Origin of the sequence: Streptomyces sp. TLI_105 (genome assembly GCF_900105415.1) — a bacterium.
GTDB lineage: Bacteria > Actinomycetota > Actinomycetes > Streptomycetales > Streptomycetaceae > Streptomyces.
Genome location: NZ_FNSM01000001.1, coordinates 3,192,135 through 3,218,736, shown reverse-complemented (window position 1 = coordinate 3,218,736; position 26,602 = coordinate 3,192,135). Strand labels below are relative to the sequence as shown.

At 72.1% G+C, this 26,602-nt stretch carries 26 protein-coding genes and 1 pseudogene; 13 read left to right on the top strand and 14 right to left on the bottom strand.

Features of this window, described 5'->3' with window-relative positions:
- Window positions 1-44 precede the first annotated feature (44 nt).
- The 3 genes from glyA to BLW86_RS14530 all read left to right on the top strand — a co-directional run bounded on the left by glyA (window position 45) and on the right by BLW86_RS14530 (window position 3,205).
- Complete coding sequence (gene glyA, locus BLW86_RS14540) at window positions 45-1,313, top strand: serine hydroxymethyltransferase (protein ID WP_093874453.1); 1,269 nt, start codon at window positions 45-47, stop codon at window positions 1,311-1,313.
- Window positions 1,314-1,509: 196 nt separating this feature from the next.
- Entirely contained in the window at window positions 1,510-2,523 is a 1,014-nt protein-coding gene (gene trpS, locus BLW86_RS14535; RefSeq protein WP_093874452.1) for a tryptophan--tRNA ligase, read from the top strand.
- A 91-nt stretch (window positions 2,524-2,614) separates the two neighbouring features.
- Window positions 2,615-3,205, top strand: coding sequence for a 2'-5' RNA ligase family protein (locus BLW86_RS14530; protein WP_093874451.1), 591 nt, complete (start codon window positions 2,615-2,617; stop codon window positions 3,203-3,205).
- A 28-nt stretch (window positions 3,206-3,233) separates the two neighbouring features.
- Here BLW86_RS14530 and BLW86_RS14525 read toward each other — a convergent pair whose 3' ends face one another.
- On the bottom strand, window positions 3,234-3,989 hold the full coding sequence (locus BLW86_RS14525) for a decaprenylphospho-beta-D-erythro-pentofuranosid-2-ulose 2-reductase (RefSeq protein ID WP_093874450.1): 756 nt from the start codon (window positions 3,987-3,989) through the stop codon (window positions 3,234-3,236).
- A gap of 44 nt (window positions 3,990-4,033) precedes the next feature.
- Window positions 4,034-5,410, bottom strand: coding sequence for an FAD-binding oxidoreductase (locus BLW86_RS14520; RefSeq protein WP_093874449.1), 1,377 nt, complete (start codon window positions 5,408-5,410; stop codon window positions 4,034-4,036).
- Between the two features lie 221 nt (window positions 5,411-5,631).
- Between BLW86_RS14520 and BLW86_RS14515 the strand changes: the two genes are divergently transcribed.
- Window positions 5,632-6,651 (top strand): YihY/virulence factor BrkB family protein, encoded by a 1,020-nt coding sequence (locus tag BLW86_RS14515; protein WP_093874448.1) that lies wholly within the window; start codon window positions 5,632-5,634, stop codon window positions 6,649-6,651.
- Between the two features lie 343 nt (window positions 6,652-6,994).
- Here the strand turns inward: BLW86_RS14515 and BLW86_RS44040 are convergent.
- A pseudogene (locus BLW86_RS44040) lies at window positions 6,995-7,720 on the bottom strand (D-alanyl-D-alanine carboxypeptidase family protein); the annotation flags it as partial.
- Window positions 7,721-7,958: 238 nt separating this feature from the next.
- Here BLW86_RS44040 and BLW86_RS14505 point away from each other — a divergent pair.
- The 3 genes from BLW86_RS14505 (at window position 7,959) to BLW86_RS14495 (ending at window position 11,207) form a co-directional block, all read left to right on the top strand.
- Window positions 7,959-8,204, top strand: coding sequence for an SCO4848 family membrane protein (locus BLW86_RS14505; protein WP_093874447.1), 246 nt, complete (start codon window positions 7,959-7,961; stop codon window positions 8,202-8,204).
- Between the two features lie 19 nt (window positions 8,205-8,223).
- A complete protein-coding gene (locus BLW86_RS14500; protein ID WP_093874446.1) occupies window positions 8,224-9,459 on the top strand; it encodes a metallophosphoesterase in 1,236 nt (411 codons plus the stop codon).
- Window positions 9,460-9,653: 194 nt separating this feature from the next.
- Complete coding sequence (locus BLW86_RS14495; RefSeq protein WP_093874445.1) at window positions 9,654-11,207, top strand: ABC transporter substrate-binding protein; 1,554 nt, start codon at window positions 9,654-9,656, stop codon at window positions 11,205-11,207.
- On the opposite strand, the gene BLW86_RS14490 is transcribed toward BLW86_RS14495, so the two are convergent.
- Genes BLW86_RS14490 through BLW86_RS14480 form a run of 3 tightly spaced genes read right to left on the bottom strand, consistent with a single transcriptional unit; the run spans window position 11,204 to window position 12,850 of the window.
- Window positions 11,204-11,971, bottom strand: a complete 768-nt coding sequence (locus BLW86_RS14490) for a TetR/AcrR family transcriptional regulator (protein ID WP_093874444.1) — start codon at window positions 11,969-11,971, stop codon at window positions 11,204-11,206. The genes BLW86_RS14495 and BLW86_RS14490 overlap by 4 nt on opposite strands.
- A gap of 10 nt (window positions 11,972-11,981) precedes the next feature.
- Window positions 11,982-12,410, bottom strand: a complete 429-nt coding sequence (locus tag BLW86_RS14485; RefSeq protein WP_177181653.1) for a thiol-disulfide oxidoreductase DCC family protein — start codon at window positions 12,408-12,410, stop codon at window positions 11,982-11,984.
- A gap of 5 nt (window positions 12,411-12,415) precedes the next feature.
- Window positions 12,416-12,850, bottom strand: a complete 435-nt coding sequence (locus BLW86_RS14480; protein ID WP_093874443.1) for a hypothetical protein — start codon at window positions 12,848-12,850, stop codon at window positions 12,416-12,418.
- A gap of 125 nt (window positions 12,851-12,975) precedes the next feature.
- Here BLW86_RS14480 and BLW86_RS14475 point away from each other — a divergent pair, with 125 nt between their 5' ends.
- Window positions 12,976-13,779 (top strand): alpha/beta fold hydrolase, encoded by an 804-nt coding sequence (locus tag BLW86_RS14475; protein WP_093874442.1) that lies wholly within the window; start codon window positions 12,976-12,978, stop codon window positions 13,777-13,779.
- On the opposite strand, the gene BLW86_RS14470 is transcribed toward BLW86_RS14475, so the two are convergent.
- Together BLW86_RS14470 and BLW86_RS14465 are read right to left on the bottom strand one after the other, a co-directional pair.
- Entirely contained in the window at window positions 13,754-16,240 is a 2,487-nt protein-coding gene (locus tag BLW86_RS14470) for a DUF4132 domain-containing protein (RefSeq protein ID WP_107466071.1), read from the bottom strand. The two genes, BLW86_RS14475 and BLW86_RS14470, sit on opposite strands and share 26 nt — an antisense overlap.
- Before the next feature lie 32 nt (window positions 16,241-16,272).
- A complete protein-coding gene (locus tag BLW86_RS14465) occupies window positions 16,273-17,496 on the bottom strand; it encodes an MFS transporter (RefSeq protein ID WP_093874440.1) in 1,224 nt (407 codons plus the stop codon).
- Window positions 17,497-17,581: 85 nt separating this feature from the next.
- Between BLW86_RS14465 and BLW86_RS14460 the strand changes: the two genes are divergently transcribed.
- Together BLW86_RS14460 and BLW86_RS14455 are read left to right on the top strand one after the other, a co-directional pair.
- Window positions 17,582-18,145: a MarR family winged helix-turn-helix transcriptional regulator gene (locus tag BLW86_RS14460; RefSeq protein WP_093874439.1), complete on the top strand. Its 564-nt coding sequence runs from the start codon at window positions 17,582-17,584 to the stop codon at window positions 18,143-18,145.
- 87 nt (window positions 18,146-18,232) lie between these two features.
- A complete protein-coding gene (locus tag BLW86_RS14455) occupies window positions 18,233-18,529 on the top strand; it encodes a hypothetical protein (RefSeq protein WP_093878665.1) in 297 nt (98 codons plus the stop codon).
- 9 nt (window positions 18,530-18,538) lie between these two features.
- On the opposite strand, the gene BLW86_RS14450 is transcribed toward BLW86_RS14455, so the two are convergent.
- The 6 genes from BLW86_RS14450 to BLW86_RS14425 form a co-directional block, all read right to left on the bottom strand.
- The gene (locus BLW86_RS14450) at window positions 18,539-19,081 is read right to left on the bottom strand and encodes a hypothetical protein (protein ID WP_093874438.1); all 543 of its coding nucleotides are present in this window, start codon (window positions 19,079-19,081) and stop codon (window positions 18,539-18,541) included.
- Between the two features lie 100 nt (window positions 19,082-19,181).
- Window positions 19,182-19,940 (bottom strand): succinate dehydrogenase iron-sulfur subunit, encoded by a 759-nt coding sequence (locus BLW86_RS14445; RefSeq protein WP_093874437.1) that lies wholly within the window; start codon window positions 19,938-19,940, stop codon window positions 19,182-19,184.
- Complete coding sequence (gene sdhA, locus BLW86_RS14440) at window positions 19,940-21,694, bottom strand: succinate dehydrogenase flavoprotein subunit (RefSeq protein ID WP_093874436.1); 1,755 nt, start codon at window positions 21,692-21,694, stop codon at window positions 19,940-19,942. Before sdhA ends, BLW86_RS14445 begins: the two co-directional genes overlap by 1 nt.
- 25 nt (window positions 21,695-21,719) lie before the next feature.
- A complete protein-coding gene (locus tag BLW86_RS14435; RefSeq protein ID WP_093874435.1) occupies window positions 21,720-22,196 on the bottom strand; it encodes a succinate dehydrogenase hydrophobic membrane anchor subunit in 477 nt (158 codons plus the stop codon).
- An 8-nt stretch (window positions 22,197-22,204) separates the two neighbouring features.
- A complete protein-coding gene (sdhC, locus tag BLW86_RS14430; protein WP_015035721.1) occupies window positions 22,205-22,585 on the bottom strand; it encodes a succinate dehydrogenase, cytochrome b556 subunit in 381 nt (126 codons plus the stop codon).
- Window positions 22,586-22,777: 192 nt separating this feature from the next.
- The gene (locus BLW86_RS14425) at window positions 22,778-23,395 is read right to left on the bottom strand and encodes a 2-oxo-4-hydroxy-4-carboxy-5-ureidoimidazoline decarboxylase (RefSeq protein ID WP_256341311.1); all 618 of its coding nucleotides are present in this window, start codon (window positions 23,393-23,395) and stop codon (window positions 22,778-22,780) included.
- A 137-nt stretch (window positions 23,396-23,532) separates the two neighbouring features.
- On the opposite strand from BLW86_RS14425, the gene BLW86_RS14420 reads away from it, so the two are divergent.
- The 3 genes from BLW86_RS14420 to BLW86_RS14410 all read left to right on the top strand — a co-directional run bounded on the left by BLW86_RS14420 (window position 23,533) and on the right by BLW86_RS14410 (window position 26,521).
- A complete protein-coding gene (locus BLW86_RS14420) occupies window positions 23,533-25,167 on the top strand; it encodes a beta-N-acetylhexosaminidase (protein WP_177181652.1) in 1,635 nt (544 codons plus the stop codon).
- Window positions 25,168-25,261: 94 nt separating this feature from the next.
- Complete coding sequence (locus tag BLW86_RS14415; protein ID WP_093874434.1) at window positions 25,262-25,894, top strand: DUF4328 domain-containing protein; 633 nt, start codon at window positions 25,262-25,264, stop codon at window positions 25,892-25,894.
- Window positions 25,895-25,960: 66 nt separating this feature from the next.
- Window positions 25,961-26,521: a hypothetical protein gene (locus tag BLW86_RS14410; RefSeq protein WP_093874433.1), complete on the top strand. Its 561-nt coding sequence runs from the start codon at window positions 25,961-25,963 to the stop codon at window positions 26,519-26,521.
- Window positions 26,522-26,602 lie beyond the last annotated feature (81 nt).

Sequence of the window (26,602 nt, the reverse complement as noted above, 5' to 3'; positions counted from 1 at the left end):
CTCAGCCCCGGGACCGTTCCACCGAACGCCCGGAGGACACCACCATGACCGCCCCGCAGCAGCACCCCGCGCTCGCCGCCGCCGACCCCGAGCTCGCCGCCCTCGTCGGCGCCGAGGAACGGCTCCAGGCCGAGACCCTGCGCCTCATCCCCAGCGAGAACTACGTCTCCGCCGCCGTGCTGGAAGCCTCCGGCACCGTCCTCCAGAACAAGTACAGCGAGGGCTACCCCGGCCGCCGCTACTACGAGGGCCAGCAGAACATCGACCAGGTCGAGACCCTCGCGATCGAGCGCGCCAAGGCCCTCTTCGGCGTCGACCACGCCAACGTCCAGCCCTACTCCGGCTCCCCGGCCAACCTCGCCGTCTACCTCGCCTTCGCGCGGCCCGGCGACACCGTCATGGGCATGGCCCTGCCCATGGGCGGCCACCTCACCCACGGCTGGGGCGTCTCCGCCACCGGCACCTGGTTCCGGGGCGTCCAGTACGGCGTCCGCCAGGACACCGGTCGCATCGACTTCGACCAGGTCCGCGACCTCGCCCTCAAGGAGCGCCCGAAGGTCATCTTCTGCGGCGGCACCGCACTGCCCCGCACCATCGACTTCGCCGCCTTCGGCGAGATCGCCCGCGAGTCCGGCGCCGTCCTCGTCGCCGACGTCGCCCACATCGCCGGCCTCATCGCGGGCGGCGCCCACCCGTCCCCGGTCGGCCACGTCGACGTGATCTCCACGACCACCCACAAGACCCTCCGCGGCCCGCGCGGCGCCATGCTGATGTCCACCGAGGAGCACGCCAAGGCCCTCGACAAGGCCGTCTTCCCCGGCCTCCAGGGCGGCCCCCACAACCAGACCACCGCCGCCATCGCCGTCGCCCTCCGCGAGGCCTCCCTGCCCTCCTTCCGCGACTACGCCCACGCCGTCGTCGCCAACGCCGAGGCCCTCGCCGAGGCGCTCCTCGCCCGCGGCTTCGACCTGGTCTCCGGCGGCACCGACAACCACCTGATCCTGATCGACCTCACCCCCAAGCAGGTCCCGGGCAAGATCGCCGCGAAGGCCCTCGACCGGGCCGGGATCGTCGTCAACTACAACACCGTCCCCTACGACCCGCGGAAGCCCTTCGACCCCTCCGGCATCCGCATCGGCACCCCCTCCCTCACCTCCCGGGGCCTCACCACGGACCACATGGTGAAGGTCGCCGAGTGGATCGACCGCGCCGTCACCGCCGCCGGCGCGGGCGACGAGGACACCCTCCGCACGGTCCGCGCCGAGGTCGCCGACCTCATGGCCGCCCACCCCGCCCCGGGCCTCCCGGTCTGACGACAGGGCAGGACCCCGCGCTCCCGGCACACAGGAGCGCGGGGCCACCGGCCGCGCCGTGTTCCCGGTCTCATCGAAGACCGCGTCCGTATCGAAGACCGCGTCCGTGTCGAAGACCACGTCCGTGACCGCGTCCGCGCACCCTCGACGGACGGGCAGTCGGGGAACGGTTCCCACACCTGAGAGAATGATGTGCATGGCCTCTGACAGTCCCCGCGTGCTCTCCGGAATCCAGCCCACCGCAGGCTCGTTCCACCTCGGCAACTACCTCGGCGCCGTCCGCCAGTGGGTCGCCCTGCAGGAGACCCACGACGCCTTCTACATGGTCGTCGACCTGCACGCGATCACGGTCCCGCAGGACCCCGCCGAGCTGCGCGCCAACACCCGGCTCGCCGCCGCCCAGCTGCTCGCCGCCGGCCTCGACCCGGAGCGCTGCACCCTCTTCGTCCAGAGCCACGTCCCCGAGCACGCGCAGCTCGGCTGGGTCATGAACTGCCTCACCGGCTTCGGCGAGGCCTCCCGCATGACCCAGTTCAAGGACAAGTCCGCCAAGCAGGGCGCCGACCGCGCCACCGTCGGCCTCTTCACGTACCCGATCCTCCAGGTCGCGGACATCCTGCTCTACCAGGCCCACGAGGTCCCGGTCGGCGAGGACCAGCGCCAGCACATCGAGCTGACCCGCGACCTCGCGGAGCGATTCAACGGCCGCTTCGGCGAGACGTTCACGATCCCCAGGCCGTACATCCTCAAGGAGACGGCGAAGATCTACGACCTCCAGGACCCGACGATCAAGATGAGCAAGTCGGCGTCCACGCCGAAGGGCCTCATCAACCTCCTGGACGACCCGAAGACCACCGCGAAGAAGGTCAAGAGCGCGGTCACCGACACCGACACGGTGATCCGCTTCGACCCGGAGAACAAGGCCGGCGTCTCCAACCTGCTCACCATCATGTCCACGCTCACCGCCACGTCCGTCGCGGACCTGGAGAAGAGCTACGAGGGCAAGATGTACGGCGCGCTGAAGACGGATCTCGCCGAGGTCATGGTGGACTTCGTCACGCCCTTCCGGGCCCGCACCCAGGAATACCTGGACGACCCGGAGACGCTGGACTCGGTCCTGGCCAAGGGAGCGGAGAAGGCCCGCGCGGTCGCCGCGGAGACGCTGGCGCAGACGTACGAGCGGATCGGCTTCCTGCCCGCCAAGCACTGAGACCGAGGACCCTGGCCGAAAGGGCGGTGCAGGCCGCACACTGGCGCTGCACCACCCGTACACATTTCGACGGACGACGGAGGAGAACGACGTGGGGACCGTAACGCTCGGCGTTTCGATCGCGGTCCCGGAGCCCTACGGCAGCCTGCTCCAGGAGCGGCGCGCCGGCTTCGGGGACCAGGCCGCGTACGGCATCCCCACGCACGTCACCCTGGTCCCGCCGACCGAGGTCCCCGAGGAGCGGCTGCCGGAGATCGAGGCCCACCTCGCGGGCGTCGCCGCCGAGCACCAGCCGTTCCCCGTGCGCCTCAAGGGCACCGGGACCTTCCGCCCGCTCTCCCCGGTCGTCTACGTGAAGGTGGAGGAGGGCGTCACCCCCTGCCACCGCCTCCAGCACCGGATCCGCGACGAGGCCGGGCCGCTGGTGCGCGAGCTCCAGTTCCCGTACCACCCGCACGTCACCGTGGCGCACGGCATCTCCGAGGAGGGGATGGACCGGGCGTTCGAGGAGCTCGCCGGGTACGAGGCGGCCTGGACCTGCCGCTCCTTCGCGCTGTACGAGCAGGGCCCGGACGGGGTCTGGCGGAAGCTGTACGACTACGAGTTCGGCAGCGGCCGCCCGATCGCCGCCGTCCCCGCCCAGGGCGGCAGCCCGGTCGACACCCCGACGCCGACGGCCTGATCCGCCGGACGGGCCCCGGAGCCGTACGTCACACCGGCAGACGCCGGAACAGCGGCCTCGGCACGTGCCGTACGGCCGCCCTCACCATCCGCAGCGAGCCCGGCACCCACACCGTCTCCGAGCGCCGCCGCAGCCCCAGCTCGATCGCGCCCGCGACCGCCTCCGGGGTCGTCGCGAGCGGCGCCTCCGCGAGCCCGGCCGTCGCCTTCGAGCGCACGAACCCGGGTCGTACGACCATGACGTGCACGCCCGTGCCGTGCAGCGCGTCCCCCAGGCCCTGCGCGAAGGCGTCGAGGCCCGCCTTCGACGAGCCGTAGATGAAGTCGGCGCGGCGCGCCCGCTCGCCCGCCACCGACGAGAGCACCACCAGCGAACCGTGCCCCTGCGCCTGGAGCGCGCCCGCGCACACCAGACCGGCCGAGACGGCGCCCGTGTAGTTGGTCTGCGCGACCCGGACGGCGGCGACCGGGTCCGACTCGTCGCGCGCCTGGTCGCCGAAGACCCCGAAGGCGAGCAGCACCATGTCGACGTCCCCCTCGGCGAAGACCTTCCCGAGCCGCTCCTCGTGCGACGCGGTGTCGAGCGCGTCGAAGGGCACGGCGCGCACGTCCGCCCCGAGCGCGCGCAGCGAGTCCGCGGCGGCCGTGAGCGCGGGGGAGGGGCGGCCCGCCAGCCGGACCGTGCGGGTGCGGCGCGCGATCAGTCGGCGGGCGGTGGCGAGCCCGATCTCGGAGGTGCCGCCGAGGACGAGCAGCGACTGCGGGGCACCGAAGGCGTCCTTCACATGAACTCCTTGAAGTCCGGGAGGTCCTAGAGGCTCCAGGGGCTCTAGAGGCCGAGACGGCGGGCGAGGTCCGAGGTGAAGACGGACCGCGGGTCGAGCGCCGCGCGCAGCGCCCGGAACTCGTCGAGCCGGGGGTACATCGCGGCCAGGGCCTCCGGCCGGACCCGGGAGTCGTCGGCGAGGTCGACCCGGCCGCCGACGCCCGCGACCTCCTCGTCGAGCGCGTCGAGGAAGTGCCCGAGCCCGGGCAGGCCGGTGGGGAGGCCGAGGGCGAGGGCCCAGCCGGGGAGGGGGAAGGAGAGCGGGCCGGGGTCGCCCGCGCCGAACCGTTTCAGGACGGCGGGGAAGGAGGGGAGGCCCCGGTCCGCGATCCGCCGCACGATCCGCCGGAGGGCGTCCTCCTGCCCGTACGGGACGACGAAGCGGTACCGGACGAAGCCCTCGGGCCCGTGGATCCGGTTCCGGTGGGGGACGCCGTCGAGGGGGTGGAAGAAGGCCGGCAGCGACTGGAGCCGGCCGGTGGCGGCGCGCGGGGCCCCGCGGTACCAGAGCTCGTTGAGGAGCCCGACGGACGTGCGGCCGAGCAGTCCGCCGGGGACGTACGGCGGCGGTGCGGGCAGCCGCCCCGGCCGGAAGTCCAACGGCGTGCGGCGGGCCCGGTGGCGGCGGGGCAGCGCGTCGTACGGCACGTGGTCGCCGCGGGTCAGGACGGCGCGGCCGGTGGCGGCGCCCCGGGCGAGCAGGTCGATCCGGGCGGCGGAGTAGCGGTACCGCCGGCCGCCGTCGGCGAGCCGGGCCATCAGCGCGTCGAGGTCGGGGACGCGCTCGGTGTCCACGCGCATCAGGGAGGTCTCGACGGGCAGCAGCCGCAGGGTGGCCGAGAGGATCACGCCGGTCAGGCCCAGGCCGCCGGTGGTGGCGTCGAAGAGCGGGGTCCCCGGCGGCACGGTGCGGATCTGCCCGTCGGCGGTGAGGAGTTCGAGCGCGGTCACGTGCCGGCCGAAGGAGCCCGAGACGGGGTGGTTCCCGCCGTGGACGTCAGCGCCGATCGCGCCGCCGACGGTCATGTACCGGGTGCCGGGGGCGACGGGGACGAACCAGCCGAACGGCACCAGCGCCTCCATCAGCCGGTGCAGGGTGACGCCCGCCTCGCAGACGACGAGCCCGGCGCTGGTGTCGACGGCCAGGATCCGGTCGAAGCCGCTCATGTCGAGGACGGTGCCGCCGGCGTTCTGCGCGGCGTCGCCGCACGCGCGGCCCAGGCCACGGGCGACGACGCCCCGGCGGCCGGGGGCGAGGACGGCCTCGACGGCCTCGGCGTGCCCGCGGGGCCGGTGCACGCGCGCGAGGGTGGGGGCGGTGCGGCCCCAGCCGCTGATCGCTTCGCAGTCTTCGTCCGGGACGCGGGTCTCGACAGCCATGGAGGTGACCGTATAGCCGGATATGGCGCTTATGCCGGTATTACGGAGCGGCTCGTCGGAACGGATGCCCGAAGGAACGCAAGGAGCACCGGGAAAGAACCCCCACGGTCCGGCACCGTCCGCGCCGTACGGGATGTCGGTCGCGGGTCCCCGAGCCCCGGCGGGGGATTCTCGTACCTGAGTGACCGAGTGATCGACGGCGCGAGGAGCAGACGTACGACATGGACTGGCTGACCAGACTCCCCGTCATCGGCCCGTGGGTCGCCCGCCTCATGCGGACCCACGGCTGGCACGCGTACGAGACCCTCGACGCGGCGCACTGGACGCGGCTCGCCGCCGCGATCACCTTCGTCTCCTTCATCGCCCTCTTCCCGCTGATCACGGTCGCCGCCGCGATCGGCGCCGCGCTCCTCACCGACGACCAGCTCGACACCATCGAGAAGAAGATCGGCGACCAGGTCCCCGGCATCTCCGATCAGCTCGACATCGGCGGGCTCGTCGCCAACGCCGGCACGATCGGGATCGTCGCCGGCGCCGTCCTGCTCGTCACCGGCATCAGCTGGATCGGCTCCATGCGGGAGTGCCTGCGCGCGGTCTGGGGGCTCGACGGCGTCGAGGGCAACCCGATCCTGCTCAAGGGCAAGGACGCGCTGATCCTCCTCGGTCTCGGCGGCGTCGCGCTCGGCTCGCTCGCCGCGTCCTGGCTCGGCTCCACCGCCGTCGGCTGGAGCGCCGACCGGCTCGGCATCTCGGGCGGAGGAGCGGGCGGCATCCTGCTCCAGGTGGCCGCCGTCCTCGTCGCCGTCGTCGCCGACTTCCTGATCCTGCTGTACGTGCTGACGCTGCTGCCGGGCGTCGAACCGGGCCGCCGGGACCTCGTGACGGCGGCACTGATGGGCGCGGTCGGCTTCGAGCTGCTGAAGCTGCTGCTCGGCGGCTACATGAAGGGGGTCGCGGCGAAGTCGATGTACGGGGCGTTCGGCGTCCCGGTCGCCCTGCTCCTCTGGATCAACTTCACCGCGAAACTGCTGCTGTTCTGCGCGGCCTGGACGGCTACGGAGTCACGTCGGAAGAGCCCTTCGGCTCCGGAGCCGGGGTCGGAGTCGGAGCCGGGGCCGGGGTCTCCTCCGGAGACTCCTCCCGGGACTTCTCCGGAGACTCCTCGGGGGACTCCTCGGGGGACGGGGAACGGCGCCGACGGGTCGCCGCCGCCGCCCCGGCCAGCGGCCAGCGGCGGTTGACCAGGAAGCCGGCCGCGGCCAGCAGGACGAGGACACCACCCGCCACGGCCAGCGCGATCCCCATCCCGCCGGACCTCACGGCGGGGGCGGCCGCGTGGACCGGCTTTTGCGGGGCGTCCTTCCCGGCCGCCGGAGCCGTGACGTCCTCCAGGGTGGGGGACGCCGTGCGCGCCGACAGCGGCGGCACCAGTTCGCCCACCGGCGTCACCTTCCCGGAGGCGGCGAAGCCCCAGTCGAGCAGCCGGGCGGCCTCCCGGTAGACCGCGTGCTGCTCCTCCGAGGAGGGGTTCATGACGGTGACGAGCAGGACCCTGCCGCCCCGCTCGGCGACCCCGGTGAAGGTGGCGCCCGCGTGCGTGGTGTTGCCGTTCTTGACCCCCGCGATGCCCTGGTACGGGGCGACGCCGATGTCTCCGGTGAGGAGCCGGTTGGTGTTCTGGATCTCGAAGGTCTCGCGCTTCTTGCCCGGCTTGGCCTCGCCGGGGAAGGCGGCGCGGGCCGTGGCGGCGTACGCGCGGAAGTCCGCGTTCTGCATCCCGTGGCGGGCGATGAGCGTCAGGTCGTACGCGGAGGAGACCTGGCCCGGGGCGTCGTAGCCGTCCGGGGAGACCACGTGGGTGTCGAGGGCCTGGAGCTCGACCGCCTGGTCGTTCATGTCCTGCACGGTCTGCTGGAGACCGTTGTTCATGCTGGTCAGCACGTGCACGGCGTCGTTGCCGGAGCGGAGGAACACCCCGAGCCACAGGTCGCGGACGCTGTAGGTCTGCTTCTCCTTGATGCCGACCAGGCTGGAGCCGTCCCCTATCCCGGCCAGGTCCGCGGTGGTGACCAGGTGGTTCTGCGTCTTGTTGGGGAACTTCGGCAGCAGGGTGTCCGCGAAGAGCATCTTGAGCGTGGAGGCCGGGGCGAGCCGCCAGTGCGCGTTGTGCGCGGCGAGGATCTGCCCGCTCTCCGCGTCCGCGACGATCCAGGAGCGGCCGGACAGCTCCTTCGGCAGCACCGGGGCACCGGGACCGAGCCGCACCTGCGTCCCCGGCTTGCTGAGCAGGTCACCGCCGACCTTGGACATCACGGCGGGAGGCTTGGGCTGCTTGTCCTTCCCGTCCTTCCCGTCCGCGTGCGCCGCGGGCGCGGCGGTGACGAGCGGCAGGAGCACAGCAGCGGTGACCGCCCAAGCGGTCTTCTTCGAAGCAGACACGGTCGAGAACGTACAGGTACGCACAACCGATCCGAACCCCGGCAGGCGGTTCACCCGCGCCCGTCCACCCGGAAGCGGGGACCGGGAGGCCGACGGTGATACTGGGGTCATGAAGCTCAGCCGCCGCGTCTCCTGGTTCCTGCTCGCGTTCGGGGCATGGAGTTGGTTCATCTGGGTCACTTTCGTCAAGAACCTCTGGAACGACGGGAGCGGCCTCGCCTTCGACGACGCCGGCGACCCGACGGCCTACTTCTGGGTTCATCTGCTGCTTGCCGTCACGTCCTTTGTCCTGGGGACGGCGATCGGTGTGATCGGGTTGCGCGGGGTGCGCGCCGCGCGCCGCGCGGACGCCTAGAAGAGGGGTTCCGGGGGGCGTGGTCGTCTTTCTGCTGGTCCTGGTCGTGGTGCTCGCGCTGCTCGGGGCGGTCCACTGGTACGTGTGGCGGCGTCTCGTGCGTGACGTCACGGTGGCCGGGAGCCTCGCGCGCCGGCTCGGCACGGCCGCCGTCGTGGTCCTGCCGCTGCTCTCGCTCGCGGCCCTGGTCTCCTCGCGGGCGGGCGCGCCCTTCCTGCTCCAGCAGACGGTGGCCTGGCCGGGGTTCCTCTGGCTCGCCGTGCTCCTGTACCTGGTCCTGGCCCTGCTCGTCGGCGAGGCCGTCCGGCCGCTCCTGCGCGCCTGGACGGGCCGCCGAGCCGCCGCCCCGGCGGAGCCCGTATCCGTGCCCGTGGCCGAAGCGGCGGAGCCCGTACCCGCTCCGGTGACCGAGCCGCGGGAGTCCAACCTCTCCCGGCGGCTGTTCGTCTCCCGGGTCGTCGGGGGGGCCGCGGCCGCCGTCGCCGTCGGGACCGTCGGGTACGGGACGTACGGTGTGCTGCGCGGGCCCCGGGTCAAGCGGGTCACCGTGCCGCTGGCCAAGATCCCGCGCGCCGCGCACGGTTACCGGATCGCCGTCGTGTCCGACATCCACCTCGGGCCGATCCTGGGCCGCGCCCACACCCAGCGGATCGTCGATTCGATCAATGCCGCCCAGCCCGACCTGATCGCCGTCGTCGGCGACCTCGTCGACGGGACCGTCGAGAACCTCGGCCCGGCCGCCGAGCCGCTCGCCCGGCTCCGGGCCCGTCACGGCTCCTTCTTCGTGACCGGCAACCACGAGTACTTCTCGGGCGCCGACGCCTGGGTCGACCACGTCCGCGAGCTCGGCCTGCGTCCGCTGCGCAACGCGCGCGTGGAGATCCCGGCCGGCTTCGACCTCGCCGGCGTCGACGACGTCGCGGGGGAGAGCGAGGGCGAGGGCCCCGACTTCGCGCGGGCCCTCGGCGACCGCGACCGGGCCCGCGCCGCGGTGCTCCTCGCGCACCAGCCGATCGTCGTCCACGACGCCGTACGCCACGGCGTGGACCTCCAGCTCTCCGGGCACACCCACGGCGGCCAGCTCTGGCCCGGCAACTACCTCGCCGAGCTCGCCAACCCGACCGTCGCCGGCCTGGAGCGGTACGGGGACACGCAGCTGTACGTCTCGCGGGGCGCGGGCGCCTGGGGGCCTCCGGTCCGGGTCGGGGCGCCCTCCGACATCACGATCGTCGAACTCGCCTCGAAACAGGCCTGACCGGACGCCGTCACTCCCCGCGCCGAGAGCGATACGTGCTGCTCATCGACTTAAATTCTCATATCCCGGACATATACCTGTCGTGTGAAAATTTTCCCTTCCCCATGTGAAAGCCGTGTGATGGGATGCAGCCAGCGCGACGTTTTCCGGGGGCCGTCGCATCTGGGGTGGTCTCAAAAAAAGGAAGCACGGCAATGCGGTCGACGGTCCGTCTGCGGATCCTCATCACTTGTGGAGTACTGGTGGCCGCCGGAGTGGGGGGGTGGCAACTCCTGCCCTCCGACGGCGTCCGGACCGATCCGATCACCGTCGGCACGACCGACGAGGTCACTTCACTCGACCCGGCGGGCGCCTACGACGCCGGCTCCTGGGCCATGTACAGCAACGTCTTCCAGTCGCTGCTGACGTTCAAGCCGGGCCTCTCCCAGCCGGTGCCGGACGCCGCCGAGAGCTGCAAGTTCGTGGGCACCAAGCTCACCACGTACCAGTGCACGCTCCGCGACGACCTCACCTTCGCCAGCGGGCGCAAGATCACCGCCGAGGACGTCGAGTACTCCTTCGAGCGGATGCTGCGCATCAAGACCGACGTCGGTCCGCAGCCGCTCTTCCCGACCCTGAAGAACGTCTCGGCCGAGGGCCGTACCGTCACCTTCCACCTGAGCGGCCGTGACGCCACGTTCCCGCTGAAGGTGGCCACGGGCGCCGGCTCGATCGTGGACAAGGACCACTACCCGGCCAACAGGCTGCGGACGGACTCCGCGGTCGACGGCTCGGGGCCGTACGTCCTCAAGGAGTACAAGGAGGGCGAGTCCGCCCGCCTGGAGCCCAACCCGCGGTACAGGGGCGCCGTCACCAAGACCGGTCACACGGTCCTGGTGAAGTACTTCGGCCAGTCCGAGGACCTCGCCAACGCCTGGAAGGCGAAGGAGGTCCAGGTGACGCACCGGCAGCTCCCGCCGAACTTCATCGCGTCCCTGGGCACGGAGGACGGGACCCGGATCACCGAGGCGGAGAGCGCCGAGATCCGCAACCTCAACTTCAACGTCCGGCCCGGCTCGCCCATGGCGGACAAGGCCGTACGGCAGGCCGTCGCCGCCGTCCTCGACCGCCCGGCGATCACCGAGGGCGCCTACAAGGGCACGGTCGAGCCGCTCTACTCCCTCATCCCGCAGGGCTTCGTCGGGCACAGCACCGCCTTCTTCGACGTCTACCCGGAGCCGAGCCGGAAGAAGGCCCAGGAGCTCCTGAAGGACGCCGGGATCAAGACGCCGGTGGCGTTCACCCTCGGCGTCCGCAAGGACGCCACCTACGTCGCCGAGGCCGCCGAGATCAAGCGGCAGCTGGACGAGACCGGCCTCTTCAAGGTGAAGGTCCTCGAGGTCGACTGGAAGAGCTTCCAGAAGGGGTACGCGAAGGGCAGCTACGACGCCTATCCCGTCGGCTGGCTCCCCGACTTCCCCGACTCCGACAGCTTCACCGCCCCGCTCGTCGGCACCGCGAACACCCTGCACAACGGCTTCTCCAACAAGCGGATCGACAGCCTGATCGCCTCGACGCAGCAGTACAGCGACCGGGGCCGGGCGACGAACGACTTCAAGGAGATCCAGAACGAGGTCGCCGCCGACGTGCCGCTCGTCCCGCTGTGGCAGAAGAAGGACTACGTCCTCTCCACGGAGGCGGTCACCGGCTCCCAGTACCTGTCGGACGGCACGGGCATCTGGCGCCTGTGGGAGCTCAGCTGGATCTAGGCGGTGCCCTGCGGCTTCGGGCTCGTCCGCTTCTCGGGCTTGCCCGAAGCCGCCATCCCGGCCGCCGTCGGCATGAAGTCGGAGAGCAGTTCGTGCGTCTCCTTGACCAGCGGGCGCAGGATCCGGAAGCGGGAGAGCGAGATCGCGCGGGCGGTGACCGGCGCGAGGCGCTCCACCAGGCGCCGGCTGTTCGCCGCGCCTTCCGAGCGGTCGTACACCCAGAACAGCACCAGGCCCATCTGCTGGAGCCAGAGCAACTGCGGGAGTGCTTCCCTCAGTTCCGGGTCGACCTTGACCGAGGCGCCGGAGATGACCCGGCGGTGCACCTCGATCGCCGCCTCGCGCGGGCCCTCCGACTCGGGGGAGAAGGGGCTGAGCGGGCTGTCCGGGTCGGCGGCGTTCTTGAAGAACTGGGCCGCGAACTCGTGGTACGGCTCCGCGATGTCGAGCCAGCCGAGGTAGACCCCGCGGATCCGGGCGGTCAGGTCCTTCTCGGGGCCGGTCAGGATGGACTCGACGGCCGCCTGGTGCTCCTCGGCGATCCGGTCGTAGAAGCCCTGGACGAGGTGCTCCTTGGAGGAGAAGTAGTAGTACGCGTTGCCGACGGAGACCCCGGCCTCCTGGGCGATGGCCCGCATCGTCGTCTTGTGGTAACCGCGCTCCTTGAACAGCCGGAGCGCGGTTTCGAGGATGAGCGTGCGGGTCTGCTCGCTCTTGGGGGCCTTCTTCTCGTCGGCCTTCTTCTCTTCCTTCACGTCCTTCACAGGGCCGAGCCTAACCGGGCGGACCGGGCACCTCGCAGTGCCCGTCCCGGCAGGGCCCGTCGTCCGGCCCCGGTCCCTTGAGGGCCTCGCGCCACTTCGCGGCCGCCAGGACGGTCAGCCGGGCGAAGGGCTGTCCGGCGGGAGTGGCCAGCCAGTGGGCCTTGGGCCGGTGGTCGGCCAGGGCCCAGAGGCAGACGATCCAGGCGGCGGTCTCGCGGTAGACCTGGCCCCGGTCCCCGATCACGGTGATCTCCCGCAGGGTGGCGGTGTGGTCGAGGGCCGGGAAGAGGTGCCGGGCCTGCTGCGAGCCGGCCGGTACGAGGTCGAGGGGGACGAGCTGACGCTGGCGCAGCAGCCAGTGCCTGAGGTGCACGCAGAGCGGGCAGTCGGCGTCGTACAGCACGGTCAGGCGTCCCACGGGGGTCGTGGGGGCCGACATCGCGGTCAGCCCTGGGGCGCGGGCGGGGCCCAGGGGCCGCCCTTGGGGGTGGTGGCCCAGCCCTGGGGGCCGACCGGCGGCACCTGTTCGCGCTCCATGACCCCGCGGCGGCGGATCTTGTTGAGCACGTAGACGTTTCCGAGGTGCATCACGCCGAGGACGAGCAGGACCACTCCGAGCTTGACGGAGAGGGCCTCGAAGAGTGCCCGGGCGTCGACGACGGCGGCGTCCTGGCTCAGGTAGAGGGCGACGAAGCCGAAGTTGACGAGGTAGAAGCCGACCACCAGGAGGTGGTTGACGGCGTCCGCGAGCTTCTCGTTCCCGTGCAGGACGTCGGAGAGGAAGATCCTTCCGTTGCGGCTGAGCGTGCGGGCGACCCAGATGGTGAGGGCCACGCTGATCAGCAGGTAGACGATGTACGCGACGACAGTGAGGTCCATGCCCCACCCTCCCTTGAACGCGTTCAAAAGCTGGCAGTCATGACTGTAGACCTCCTCTTGAACGTGTTCAAGTCGCTGGGGGGATGAGGTGGACCGGTCATGTCCCGCCCCCTAGGGTCTGGCGGGTGACGCTCTCTCATGACGTGGCCGGCACCGGCCCCTCGACCGTCGTCCTGCTGCACTCCGGGGTCTGCGACCGCCGGATGTGGGACGGCCAGTTCCACGCGCTGGCCGGAGCGGGACACCGAGTCGTCCGCTGCGACCTCCGCGGCTTCGGCGACAGCCCCATGGACGCCCCGCACACCCACGCCGAGGACGTCCGCGAGCTCCTCGACCACCTCGGTGTCGAGCGCGCCGTCGTCGTCGGCTCCTCCTTCGGCGGCCGGGTCGCCCTCGAACTCGCCGCCCGCCACCCCGGACGCGTCGTCGCGCTCGCCCTCCTCGCCTCCGCCGTTCCCGGCATGGAACCGAGCGACGAGCTGCGCGCCTGGGAAGCCCGCGAGGACGCGCTCCTCGAAGCGGGCGACCTCGACGCGGCCGTCGAGCTCAACGTCGACACCTGGCTCGGCCCCGAGGCCGACGAGGCCGCCCGCGCCCTCGTCCGGGACGCGCAGCGGCGCGCCTTCGACCTCCAGCTCGCCGCCCCCGAGGAGCACCACCCCGTCGCCCCCGAGGTCACCCGCGACGACCTCGCCCGCATCCGGGTCCCCGCCCTCGTGGCCGTCGGCGCCCACGACCTGCCCGACTTCCGGGCGATCGCCGACGAGCTCGGACGGCTCCTGCCCGCCGCCCGCCGCGTCGACCTCGACTGGGCCGGCCACTTCCCGGCCCTGGAGCGCCCGGAGGAGACCGCCCGGCTGCTCCTCGCCTTCCTCGCCCTCCTCGCGGAGACGGCCGCCGAGCTCAGCCCCGGCGTATCTGCGAGGTGATCGTCGTGTCGGTGATGCGGTCGTCGGCGGCGAGCAGCAGCGCCTTCGACAGGATCACCGAGAGCAGCCCGCCGTCCTCCTCGAACGGCAGGAACACCTTCCCCCGGTCCCGCACGCGGTCCTCCACCACGCACAGATAGGTGTCGTCCGGCTCCATCAGCACGTTCCCCGAGCCCAGATGGATCCGGTACGCGCGCAGCTCGCCCCGGACCCGCAGGAAGCGGTCGGTCAGCTCCACCCGGTCCGCGATCCGCGTCCGGGGCAGCAGCCGGGACAGCGTCTCGCGCCGGATCAGCGCCGACTCCGTCAGCTCGCCGAACGACCAACTCTCCCAGTACCCGTCGTAGGCCCGGTCCTCCCCCCGGTCCCGCCACCGCGGGTCCGCCCCGATCGACGCCACCCCCACGAACAGGTCGACGTCCCGCAGCGCCTCGGAGAGCACGAGCGCCGGTACGTCGGTCAGCGCGGCCGCCGCCCAGGCGCCCCGCGCCCCCGCCCGCCGCTCGAAGCGCACCTGGTCCGTGGAGCAGAGCCGGGCCACCCCGTCCCCGCGCGCCCCCTCGTCGACCAGCTCCACGAAGAACCGGGCCCGCCAGCGCGTCCCCTCCCCGGCCGGCAGCTCGCCCGGCGCGGGCAGCTCCTTCACCAGCTCCGAGGACCAGCCGTCCGAGAAGTACCCCAGGTGGTTCCCCGTCCAGCCGCGCTCGGCCATCAGCGCCCGCGCCTGCCCGTACCGCAGGACGTGCCCCGCGAAGCGGTTGGAGTACGAACCGGTCGCGAGCTCCGCCGGAGTCAGCGGATACACCTCGCGGAAGACCTGCTTGAACGGCTGGCGTTCCTCCCGCTCCGCCAGCGCGGTCCGCCACTCGGCGACCTCCTCGCCGCCGGCCCGCAGCGGATGCCACAGCCGCAGCCGGGCGCCCGGACCGACCGGGCGCGCCGTCCCGTCGTGCCCGGCGAGGGCCCAGCCGCCGCCCGCCCGCTCCGGGACGCCGGCCGTCCACCCGCCGTCCGCCGCGCCCTCCGTGACCTCCCAGAGCAGCGCACGGGCCAGGGCTCCGGTCACCGGATGGTCGACGTAGTACCGCTGCCAGTCCTCCGCCGGCCAGACCGTCCCCGCCACGAGGTGCTCCTCGAGCCGGGACCGCTCGGCCGCCACCAGGCCCTTGAGCTCCTTCAGGGTCGCCCTGACCTCCTTCAGCTCCTCCGCGCGCGCCTCCCGGACCTCCTTCGGCGCGGCCTTCAGGAGCCTCCCCTCCGGGCCCCTGAAGGACAGCGCGACCGTGCCCGGCTCCCGTACCGAGAGCTCCGCCGTGTACGCCCCGAGCGGCACCTCCCGGACCCCGCGCCCGCCCAGACCGAGCGTCGCCACCCCGCGCTCGCGGAGCATAGAGGGCGTGAGCCCGGAGCGGGCCGCCACCGCCTCCAGGGCCTTCACGATCCCCTTCCCGACCGTCCGGTTCCTCACCTTCTTCGGCAGCCGCCCGAGCCACTGCACGGCCTCCTCGGCCCGGGCGCCCCCGCACTCCCCGAGCACCGCGACCGCCGTCGTGGCCAGCGGCTGACTGCGGCAGAACCCGCCGGAACCGCCGATCCCCGTCCCCGCGTGCAGCGCGACGGCCCCGACGAGCGGCACGACCCAGTCGGCGTCGACGTCGAGCGCGGCCCACGACAGGCCGCGGACGAGGGAGGTGTTGGCCCTGTCGGCCAGGGTCGGGACCCCCATCCCGTAGGGGTCCGGATCGTCCACCCGGTGCTCGGGCTGTGCGGCGATCCCCTCCAACAGCCGCCGCACCACCTCCGCCCCGGCCTCGGCCCGCGCGAGGCGTGCGGCCGACTCCTTCCGCCAGGCCCTCGTCGCCCGGGGCCGGTCCATCAGGGCACAGTGCGCGAGGAGTTCCGGCACTCCGGGGCGGACGAGCAGCTCCGCGTGCGCGGCACGCATCGCCGGGCCGTAGTCGTCGTTCCCGTCGAGGAGGTGACGGGGCAGCAGGCCCTCGTCGACGGGGGCCTCACGGCGCAGCAGCACGTCCATCCGGTCCCGGAGCAGGCTGAACTCGTCCTGCCGGTGGACCCGCAGGTACTCGGCCATGCCGCGCAGCACCCGCACCCGGGGCCGGTCGAAGTCCCCGGCCTCGTCCGCCGCCGCCAGGACGATCGGCACCAGGGCGAGGAACGACTTCCGCAGTTCGTGCGGGGCGACTTCGGCGTCCTTGCCGAGGAGCCGGGCGAGCAGCAGGTCCGCCTCGGCGACCGACCAGCCCAGCTCCTGCCCGGCCAGGACGGCGAGGACGGCCTTCGCCGTCCCCTCGTCCGACCGCCCGCACACGCGCCGGTGAAGCGCGAGCGCCGCCTCGCGCCGACCGGTCGCGTCCAGGGAGCCGATCAACTCGCCCACCGCCTCCGGCCCTTCCGCAAGCGCCTCGTCCAACCCGCCGCCCGGTTCCGTGATCCCCACCATGCTCCCGACGGTAGAGGACCCCACTGACAGCCCTACCTGAACCGCCTCACCCCCGGCACCAGCGCCGTCCCCGCGCAGCAGCCGCCCACCGCCACCGCGGCGGCGAGGAGCGGGACCTGAGGGCCCCAGGCCGAGGCGGCGAGCGGGGCGAGGGCGTACCCCAGGGGCATCGCGGCGAGCGAGAGCAGCCAGTCGTACGAGGTGACCCGGGCGAGCGCGTGGGCGGGCACCGCGCGCTGGACGGCGGTCTGCCAGACGGGCGAGAGGAAGCCGAGCCCCGCCTGCGCGAGCCCGTACGCCGCGATCGTCACCGGCGCGGGCGCGGCGAGGGCGAGCAGCACCAGCGGCAGCGCGTACGTGGCGAGGCCGAGGTTCGCGGTCAGGACCGGGCGCCGGGGGCGGGCCCGGTCGGCGAGCAGCGTCCCGAGGAGGAAGCCGACGGCGCCGACCTGGAGGAGGACGACCCAGGTGGTGCCGCCGCCGAGCCGGTCCACGGCGATGGCGGGGCCGAGGGTCATCAGGACGGCGGCGGCGCCGTTCCAGGCGCTGTGGCCGATGAGGCTGGTCCAGTACCAGTCCCGGGAGCGGACCTCCTGCCAGCCCTCGGCGAGGTCTGCGCGGAGCGAGCGGCGCGGGACCGGGACCCGCTTCACCCGTACGGCGGTCAGGAGCAGGGCGCTGACGGCGAAGGTGGCCGCGTCCAGGACGAACGCCCAGCCGGGGCCGACGGTCAGGACCAGGGTGCCGGCGAGCGCGGGTCCCGCGAGGCGGGTGGCGCTCTGGGCGACGCCCATCGCGGCGTTGGCCCGGTGCAGGGCCTCCTCCGGCACCGTGCCCTTCACGAGCGGCGAGCCGGTCGGCATGGCGAAGGCTCCGGCGGCGCCGCCGAGGGCCTCGGCGACCGCGAGGACGGCGAGGCTGGGGGCGCCGCCGAGGAGCTGGACGCCGACGAGGAGCTGGGTGGCGCAGCGTACGAGGTCCGTGGTGAGCGCGACCGTGCGGGCGTCGAAGCGGTCCCCGGCGACGCCTCCCAGGGGCAGCAGGAGCAGTTTGGGGACCATCGCGCAGCCGAGGACCAGGGCGAGCGCCGAGGTGGAGCCGGTGGCCTCCAGGACGGCGAGGGCGAGGGCGGCGGGGATGGCGGCGTCGCCGAGGAGGGAGAGGGCACGGCCGGTGAAGAGGAGGCGGAAGGGGCGGGTGCGCAGGGGGTGGGGGACGGCTGGGGGCGTGACGGGACGCACGGGGGCAGCGGACATGGACCGCAGAGTATTTCGGTGCCGAATAATTCGTCAACGAAATACTTCCGGGGAGAACGGCGCCCCGCCGACGTACGATCACCCCATGGCACACCCCGAGGAACCGCGTGCCCCCCGCGAATCCCGCGCACCCCACGCACCGCGCGACTGGACCGACGGGCACGTCGAGCGCTGGCAGCCCGTCCTGCCCGGCCTCGACCCCGTCGTCGAAGGCGCGGTCACCCGGATGAAGAAACTCTCGGTCCACCTGCGCCGGGTCAGGGAGCAGTCCCTCGTCGACTTCGACCTGGAACGCCACGAGTTCGACACCCTCCACAAGCTCGCGGGGCGCGGCGGCAGCGCCGCCCCCTCCGAGCTCGCCCAGGACCTCGACCTGGCCCCCGCCTCCGTCTCCGGGCGCCTCGACGCCCTGGAGAAGCGCGGCTTCGTCCGCCGCACCCAGTCCACGACCGACCGCCGCCGGGTCGTCGTCGAACTCACCGCCTCCGGCCGCGAGACCTGGCTCGGCGCGATGGACGTCCTCGGCCACGAGGAGTACCGGCTGCTCGGCGTCCTCACCCCGGAGGAACGCGACCTGCTCAACGGCATGCTGCGCCGGATCATGGTCGAGGCGGAGGCGGGCGGCACCGCCCAGTCCTGGCACGCCTGAGCCCGTCCGGCATGCCTGTGCTCGTCCGGCACGCCTGAGCCCGTCGGCGGCCGGGCCCTGTCAGTGCCGGCCCGTACGCTCCCCGGCATGGGAACGGTGACCTTCGTCGACGAGACGACCACGGGGGGCCGCACGGCCGGCCCCCGCCTGCCCGTCACGGAAGAACGGCTCACCCTGCGGGAGCTGATCCGCCGCAGGGTCGAGCACGAGACGGCCCACGCCTCTCACGAAGAGGCCTTCGCCCGGGCCGTCGAGGCCTTCGGGCGTAACGGCTTCCTGGTCCTGGTGGGCGACCGTCAGGTCGAGGAGCTCGACGAGACGGTGACGGTGGACCCGGAGACCGAGGTCGTGTTCCTCAGACTCGTCCCGCTCGTCGGGGGCTGACGCCGCGCGTCACACGCTCAGCGAGCGCGCGTAGTTCAGCTGCCCCATGACCCAGTGGAACGTGTCCGGGCCCGTCGCCGGGATCATCGTCGAGTGGTGGCGCCCGCCGCTGGTCACCGTGACCTGGATGAAGCCCGTCGTGCTCTTCTCCTTCATCAGCAGGAACAGCAGGCCGAGCAGGCAGAAGAGGAAGAAGATCACGGCGAGGACGATCGCCACGGTGGGCATCTTCTCCTCGGTCCGCGACATGTCCATCGCGTTCCACACGGCGCCCTTGAGCGGCATGTTGCCGGCCGGCGTGATGATCTGGTCGCCGACCACGGTGATGTCACCGAGGCTCAGCACCGGCGCGCCCCCGCCCGCGGGCCCGTGCTGCGGCGGCACCGGCACGCCACCCGGCAGGGTCGGCTGGTAGGGCGGCGGCGTCTGCGGGTACCCGTACCCGGGCGTCGCGTCCTGCGGATATCCGTACGCCGGGCTCCCGGGCGTCCCGCCCTGCTGCCCCGGACCCCACTTGTACTCACCGTCCGCGTATGGGTTCGGCTCGCTCATCAGTCCCCGATTCTCTGTGCGTTGGAAAAGCCCGGCAATGGGAAAGCCCGCTCCTGCACGCCGCAGCGTACAGAAGCGGGCTCCCCGGCCGAACAGGGCGTCAGAAGCGACGCGTGATCAGCGCGCGCTTCACTTCCTGGATGGCCTTCGTGACCTCGATGCCACGCGGGCACGCGTCCGTGCAGTTGAACGTCGTGCGGCAGCGCCACACGCCGTCCTTGTCGTTGAGGATCTCCAGGCGCTGCTCGCCCGCCTCGTCACGCGAGTCGAAGATGAAGCGGTGCGCGTTGACGATCGCGGCCGGACCGAAGTACTGGCCGTCGTTCCAGAAGACCGGGCAGGACGACGTGCACGCGGCGCACAGGATGCACTTGGTGGTGTCGTCGAAGCGCTCGCGGTCCTCGGCGGACTGCAGGCGCTCGCGCGTCGGCTCGTTCCCCTTGGTGACCAGGAACGGCATGACGTCCCGGTACGCCTGGAAGAACGGCTCCATGTCCACGACCAGGTCCTTCAGGACCGTCAGGCCCTTGATGGCCTCGACCGTGATCGGCTTCTCGGGGTTGATGTCCTTGATCAGCGTCTTGCAGGCGAGCCTGTTCTTGCCGTTGATCCGCATCGCGTCCGAGCCGCAGATGCCGTGCGCGCACGAGCGACGGAAGGTCAGCGTGCCGTCGACGTCCCACTTGATCTTGTGGAGGGCGTCGAGCACACGCTCCTTCGGGTCGATCTCGATCTGGAAGTCCTCCCAGACCGCGGCGTCCGACACCTCGGGGTTGAAGCGGCGGATCCGCATCGTGACCGTGATGTACGGGGAGGCGGCGGAGTCCGCCTCGACCTTGTCCAGTACGGGGGTAGCCATCAGTACTTACGCTCCATCGGCTGGTAGCGGGTCTGGACGACCGGCTTGTAGTCGAGACGGACGGTCTCGGAGCCGTCCTCGCCGACCTCGCGGTACGCCATGGTGTGGCGCATGAAGTTGACGTCGTCGCGGTTCGGGTAGTCCTCGCGGTAGTGACCGCCGCGGGACTCCTTGCGCGCCAGGGCCGAGACGGCCATGACCTCGGCCAGTTCGAGCAGGTTGCCCAGCTCGATGGCCTCCAGGAGGTCCGTGTTGAAGCGCTTGCCCTTGTCCTGGATGGACACGTTCTCGTAGCGCTCGCGCAGCTCGGCGATCTTCTCGACGGCCGTCTTGATGGTCTGCTCCGTGCGGAACACCATCACGTTGGCGTCCATCGTCTCCTGGAGCTCACGGCGCAGGTCGGCGACCCGCTCGTTGCCCGTGGAGTTGCGGAGCTTCTCGATCTGGGCGACGACGAAGGCCTCGGGGGCCTCCGGCAGCTCGACGAAGTCGTGCTTGGCGGAGTACTCGGCGGCGGCGATGCCGGAGCGCTTGCCGAAGACGTTGATGTCGAGCAGCGAGTTGGTGCCGAGGCGGTTGGCGCCGTGCACCGACACGCAGGCGACCTCGCCGGCCGCGTACAGGCCCGGGACGACGGTGGTGTTGTCCGAGAGGACCTCACCCTCGACGTTGGTCGGGATGCCGCCCATGGCGTAGTGCGCGGTGGGCTGGATCGGGATCGGGTCCGTGTACGGCTCGATGCCGAGGTACGTACGGGCGAACTCGGTGATGTCCGGGAGCTTGGCGTCGAGCTGCTCCGGCGGGAGGTGCGTCAGGTCCAGGTAGACGTGGTCGCCCTCGGGACCGCAGCCACGGCCCTCACGGATCTCCGTGTAGATGGAGCGGGAGACGACGTCACGGGACGCGAGGTCCTTCATGACCGGCGCGTACTTCTCCATGAAGCGCTCGCCGTCCTTGTTGCGGAGGATGCCGCCCTCACCGCGGGCGCCCTCCGTCAGCAGGATGCCCATGCGCCAGATGCCCGTCGGGTGGAACTGGAAGAACTCCATGTCCTCCAGGGGCAGGCCGCGGCGGTAGCAGGCGGCCTGGCCGTCACCGGTCAGGGTGTGCGCGTTGGAGGTCACCTTGAAGAACTTGCCGGTGCCGCCGGAGGCGTAGATGACGGACTTGGCCTGGAACACGTGGATCTCGCCGGTGGCGAGCTCGTACGCGACCACACCGGCCGACTTCTTGACGCCGTCCTCCTCGACCAGGAGCTGGTCCAGGACGTAGAACTCGTTGAAGAACTCCACGCCCTCCTTGACGCAGTTCTGGTACAGCGTCTGGAGGATCATGTGGCCGGTGCGGTCCGCGGCGTAGCAGGACCGGCGGACCGGGGCCTCGCCGTGGTTGCGGGAGTGACCGCCGAAGCGGCGCTGGTCGATGGTGCCGTTCGGGGTGCGGTTGAACGGCAGGCCCATCTTCTCCAGGTCGAGGACGGCGTCGATGGCCTCCTTCGCCAGGATCTCGGCGGCGTCCTGGTCGACCAGGTAGTCACCGCCCTTGACCGTGTCGAAGGTGTGCCACTCCCAGTTGTCCTCCTCCACGTTCGCCAGCGCGGCGGCCATGCCGCCCTGCGCGGCGCCCGTGTGGGAGCGGGTGGGGTAGAGCTTCGTCAGCACGGCGGTGCGGCTGCGCTTCGTCGCCTCGATGGCGGCGCGCATGCCGGCGCCGCCGGCGCCGACGATGACGGTGTCGTACTTGTGGATCTTCATGACGTGGATTACCTCAGCCCCGTGCCTAGCGGATGTTCGGGTCGAAGGTGAAGATCACCAGCGTGCCCAGAAGGATGGTGAACACCGTGGCGGTGTACAGCAGGCCCTTGAGCCACAGGCGCGTGTTGGCCCGCTCCGCGTAGTCGTTGATGACCGTGCGGAGACCGTTGGCGCCGTGCAGCATGGCGAGCCAGAGCATCAGCAGGTCCCAGACCTGCCAGAACGGGGACGCCCAGCGGCCGGCCACGAAGGCGAAGCCGATCTTGGTGACGCCGCCGTCCAGGAAGAGCTGGATCAGCAGGTGGCCGAGGACCAGGACGACGAGGACCACGCCGGAGAGGCGCATGAAGAGCCATGCGGCCATCTCGAAGTTGCCGCGGGTCGCGCGCGGGGTCTTGCCCGTGCGCTTGCGGGGGGCCTCGATGTACGGCGCGGGGTTGTCCGCGTCGTAGCGCGCGCCGCCCTCGACGGGTCCGATCGCGGAGGTGGTGTCAGTCGACATGTCTGGCGTCAGCTCCCGAACAGTTCACGTGCGGCGTGGCCGAGGACGGGGTACAGGGAGCCCGCCATCAGCACGACCCAGATGCCCACGACGGTCCAGAGCATCTGCTTCTGGTAGCGCGGGCCCTTGGACCAGAAGTCCACGGCGATGACCCGCAGGCCGTTCAGCGCGTGGAAGAGGATGGCAGCGACGAGGCCGTACTCGAGGAGAGCGACGATCGGCGTCTTGTAGGTCGCGACGACCTCGTCGTACGCCTCGGGGGAGACGCGGACGAGAGCGGTGTCCAGCACGTGTACGAACAGGAAGAAGAAGATGAGGACGCCGGTGACTCGATGAGCCACCCAGCTCCACATTCCTTCCCGGCCGCGGTACAGCGTTCCAGCCGGCACGGAAAAACCCTCCGGGAGCGGGGATCGGGGTCGGCCGGCTTCTCTGTCGGTCTGACCCGGCCGGGTACGGTCCACCGGCCCCGGTCATCGTAGCGACGACTTGTCGGTTCGCTCGCCCGGGGTCCATCGGTGTGATCAAACAGGCACGGACGGGCTATCGCACAGGGTGGAATCACCGCATTGCGGACGAAATCACGGCCCGGAGTGTCGCGGTGTGAGCCCCTGGGTCACCCGGAAGGCCAGTCGGGCGCGGGCGAGGCGGCGGAGCTCGTCGGCGGCGACCACCCGCTCCTCCTCCGCTTCGTTGCCGAGACGTGACCGGATACCGGCCAGTAGCTGGTCGAGCCGCTCCCCGGGGCGCACTCCGTCGAGGCTGATCACGAACGCGTGTCCGAAATTGTTCTCGTACGCGGCGTGAGCGGCCCGCAGCGCGGTCCGGGCGGCCGGAGGGGCGTCCGGATGGGGCGGCGTGGAGGACTCGGCGGCCAGGGCCTCGTCGAGATCGGCGCGGGAGAGGTCGTACCCGGCCTCGTCGGCGGCGGCGAGCAGGGCGTCCACGGTCGGGTACGGGCGGTGGGCCGCCACCCGTTCGGCCCAGCGCGTGCTGTGGCAGCAGGACAGCAGCAGCGCCACCGCCTCGGCGGGCGAGGCCGCGTTGAAGCCGACGAGACCGCCGGTGTGCCGGGAACGGGTCTGCTGGGCAGGTATGGCAGGGGTGTCCGCGGCGCCCGGCTTCCGGCAGGGGGCGTGGGTGTCGCTGGTCAGCGTGGACTCCGGTACTCCGGGACGGGTGGGGTGGACGTGACTCAACGTTATCGACGGGAAGAGGGAAGTGTCCGACGGATGCGCGATTTTCACCCGGAAGGGAGGGTTTCGGAACAGATGATGGACGATCGGCTTCCGCCCCGCCGACTGGTCGGACCCTCGTCCTTGGGGGAGGATTCCGAATGATGCGGTACTCCCTCCGAGGGCCTCGTCGGGCCCCCGCCCTTCTGACGACCGCGGTGGCGCTGGCCACCGTGGCGGCCTGCTCGAACGGTTCTCCGGCCGGTCCGCCCTCCGGCCCGGCCGCCACGGGCGCGTCCGCGAGCGCCGCACCCACGAGCGCCGCGCCGCCCGGCCCCAAGCCGACGCCCACCCCCACCCCCACGAAGAACCACCCCCTCTCCACCGCGCCCCGCACCGTCCCCGCCGTCCGCGCCCACGAGGCCGCCCGCGGCCCCGGCTGGAAGCCCGCACCCACGGGCGGGGTCGTCCTCGCCGCCAACAGCGGGGCCCTCGCCGACGAGGGGCGGCTGCTCGCCGGGGAGCTCGGCATCCCGTACCGCGGCGCCGCCGCGGCCGCGCCCGGGGACGTCGAACTGGCCCTCGGCGGGACGGGCGCCCCCGAGTCGTACACCCTGACGGTCACGGGCGGCCGCGTCCGGATCGCAGGCCCCGACGAGGCCGGGGTCTTCTACGGCACCCGCACCCTCAAGCAGTCGGTGAAGGCCACCGGCGCCATGCCCGAGGGGACCGTCACCGACCGGCCCGCGAAGCCGCAGCGCGGACTCATGCTCGACATCGCCCGCAAGCACTTCACCGCCGCCTGGATCGAGGACCGCATCCGCGAGATGGGCGACCTGAAGCTCAACCAGCTCGGGCTGCACTTCTCCGACGACCAGGGCTTCCGGATCGAGTCCGCCGGCCACCCCGAGGTCGTCTCGGCCGAGCACCTCACCAAGGCCGAGGTCCGCCGGATCCTCGCCCTCGCCGCGAGCCGCCACGTCACGGTGATCCCCGAGATCGACTCGCCGGGACACCTCGGCGCCGTCATCGCCGCCCACCCCGGCCTCCAGCTCGTCAGCGCGAGCGGCCGGACCCCGCGCGGGACCGTCGACATCTCGAACCCGGAGGCGGCGAAGATCGTCGACGAGCTGCTGCGCGAGTACACCGGGCTCTTCCCCGGGGCGTACTGGCACCTCGGCGGCGACGAGTACGTCGCCCTGATGTCCAAGAACCCGGAGGCGAGCTACCCGAAGCTGGCGCGGGCCGCGGTCGCGAAGTACGGGCCCTCCGGCCGCGTCCAGGACCTCGCCACCGGCTGGCTCAACGACCGCGCGGCCGTCGTCCGGCCCACCGGCAAGACCCTCAAGGCCTGGAACGACGGCTTCTTCACGGGCGGGGTGGTGGGCCCGGACAAGGACCTCGAGGTCGAGTACTGGACGGGCCGCGAGATCGGCGCCCGGCTGCCCGTCTCGTACCTGAGCGCGGGCCGCAAGCTGGTCAACCTCAACGACGACTACCTCTACTACATCCTGGGCGAGCCCAATAAGTTCCCGTACCCCACCGGCCGCCGGATCTACGAGCAGTGGACCCCCCGCGTCCTGCGCGGCTCCACCCCCGTGCCGGCGCGGTACGACCCCCAGATCCTCGGCGGCCGGCTCGCGGTCTGGTGCGACCTGTCACGGGCGCAGACACCGGCCCAGGTGGCGGACGGCATCCGCCTGCCGCTCGCGGCCCTGGCCCAGAAGGTCTGGGACCCCAGGCCACCGGCGCCGACCTGGGCGCAGTTCAAGGCGCTGGCGTCGAAGGTGCGCTGATCTTTTGTCGTGGACGCGATCGGTCCGGATCGCGTACGTTCCCCCGGCGGCGGCCGAGTGGGCGCCGCGTGTTCCTTTGGGGGGAACCCACCACATGCGCACGCTCAAGAACCCGATCGGCCTCTCGCGGGCCGTCGTGGCCCTGCTCGCGGGCAACATCTTCTTCGACGTCCTGCTCGCCGGGATCGAAGGCCACGATCTGGTGGCCGACGACCCGTACTACTCCGACTTCGCGGTCGGGCCGGTCGACGGGGCCTACGCCACGGCGGGCCTGGTGCACCTGGCGACCATCGTCGTCTTCATCGTCTGGTTCCACCGGCTGCGGAACAACGCCGAGGTCTGGGCCGGTGATCTGCAGGGCCGGAAGCCCGGCTGGGCGATCGGCGGCTGGTTCGTGCCGATCGGCAACCTCTGGATCCCGCGGGTGATCGCGGCCGACATCTGGCGGGCCAGTCGCTGGGCACCGTACGCCCCCGACGCCAAGGGGGAGCTGACGCTGCTCAACAGCTGGTGGGTGTGCTTCGTCGTCGGCAACGTCACGGACTCGATCGCCGGGCGGCTGTACAAGAACGCCGAAACCGTCGAGGCCTATGACACCGCGACGGCCTGGTCCCTGGTGGGCTACGGCCTCAACGTCGCCGCCGCCGTCCTCGCCGTCCTCCTCGTCCGGCGTCTGACCTCTATGCAGCACGCCAAGGCCACTGGCATGATTCCGGCCGCGCAGTGACGAAAAAGCGCCCCCCGGCGCAGTAGTGGAAGTACTGCGTCCGCATCGGGTGGCGAGGAGGCGTCCATGACGTCGGGGAACGGCCGGAGCCTGCTGGAACTGATCGACGGGGCCGACGAGCGAGGGCTGGCCGCGGCCGGACTCGCCTGCCTCGACCGCTGTCTGCCGCTGCTCGCCCCCGACCGGGCCGACGCCCTGCGCCCCGTGTGGGCGGCCGTCGCGCGCGGCGACGGAGGCGCGTGGGGCGAGGCCGTCGCCAAGGCCCGCGTCGACCTCGACGTCGACGGTACGGAGGACGCCGAGGCCGTACGCCGCATGCTCGCCGAGGCCCCGGCGGCCTGGACCGCCGAGGCCCTGCGCGCCTGGGCCGGCGACTGCTCCGCCGCGGCGCTCGCCCTGCACGGGCGGTACGACGCGGCCGAAGTGCCCGAGGGGCTCGTCGAGCGCTGCCGGGCCGGGGACGCGGACGGCGCGGGCCCGCTGCTCGCCGGGGAGCTCCGCCGTCAGCTGGCCGTCCTCGAAACGGCCGCCCACGGCCCGACCGGCCTGCGCCGGGCGCGCGAACTCTCCGTCGAGGGCGGCCGTGTGCTGCGCGCGGTGGTCTCCCGCCGGGCCCGTACCGCCTGACCGCCACTCGGACCCCCGACGCCTGGACCGCGACCGGGGCGATCGTCTCGGCGATCGCCCGCTCCGCCGTGGCCTGGTCCG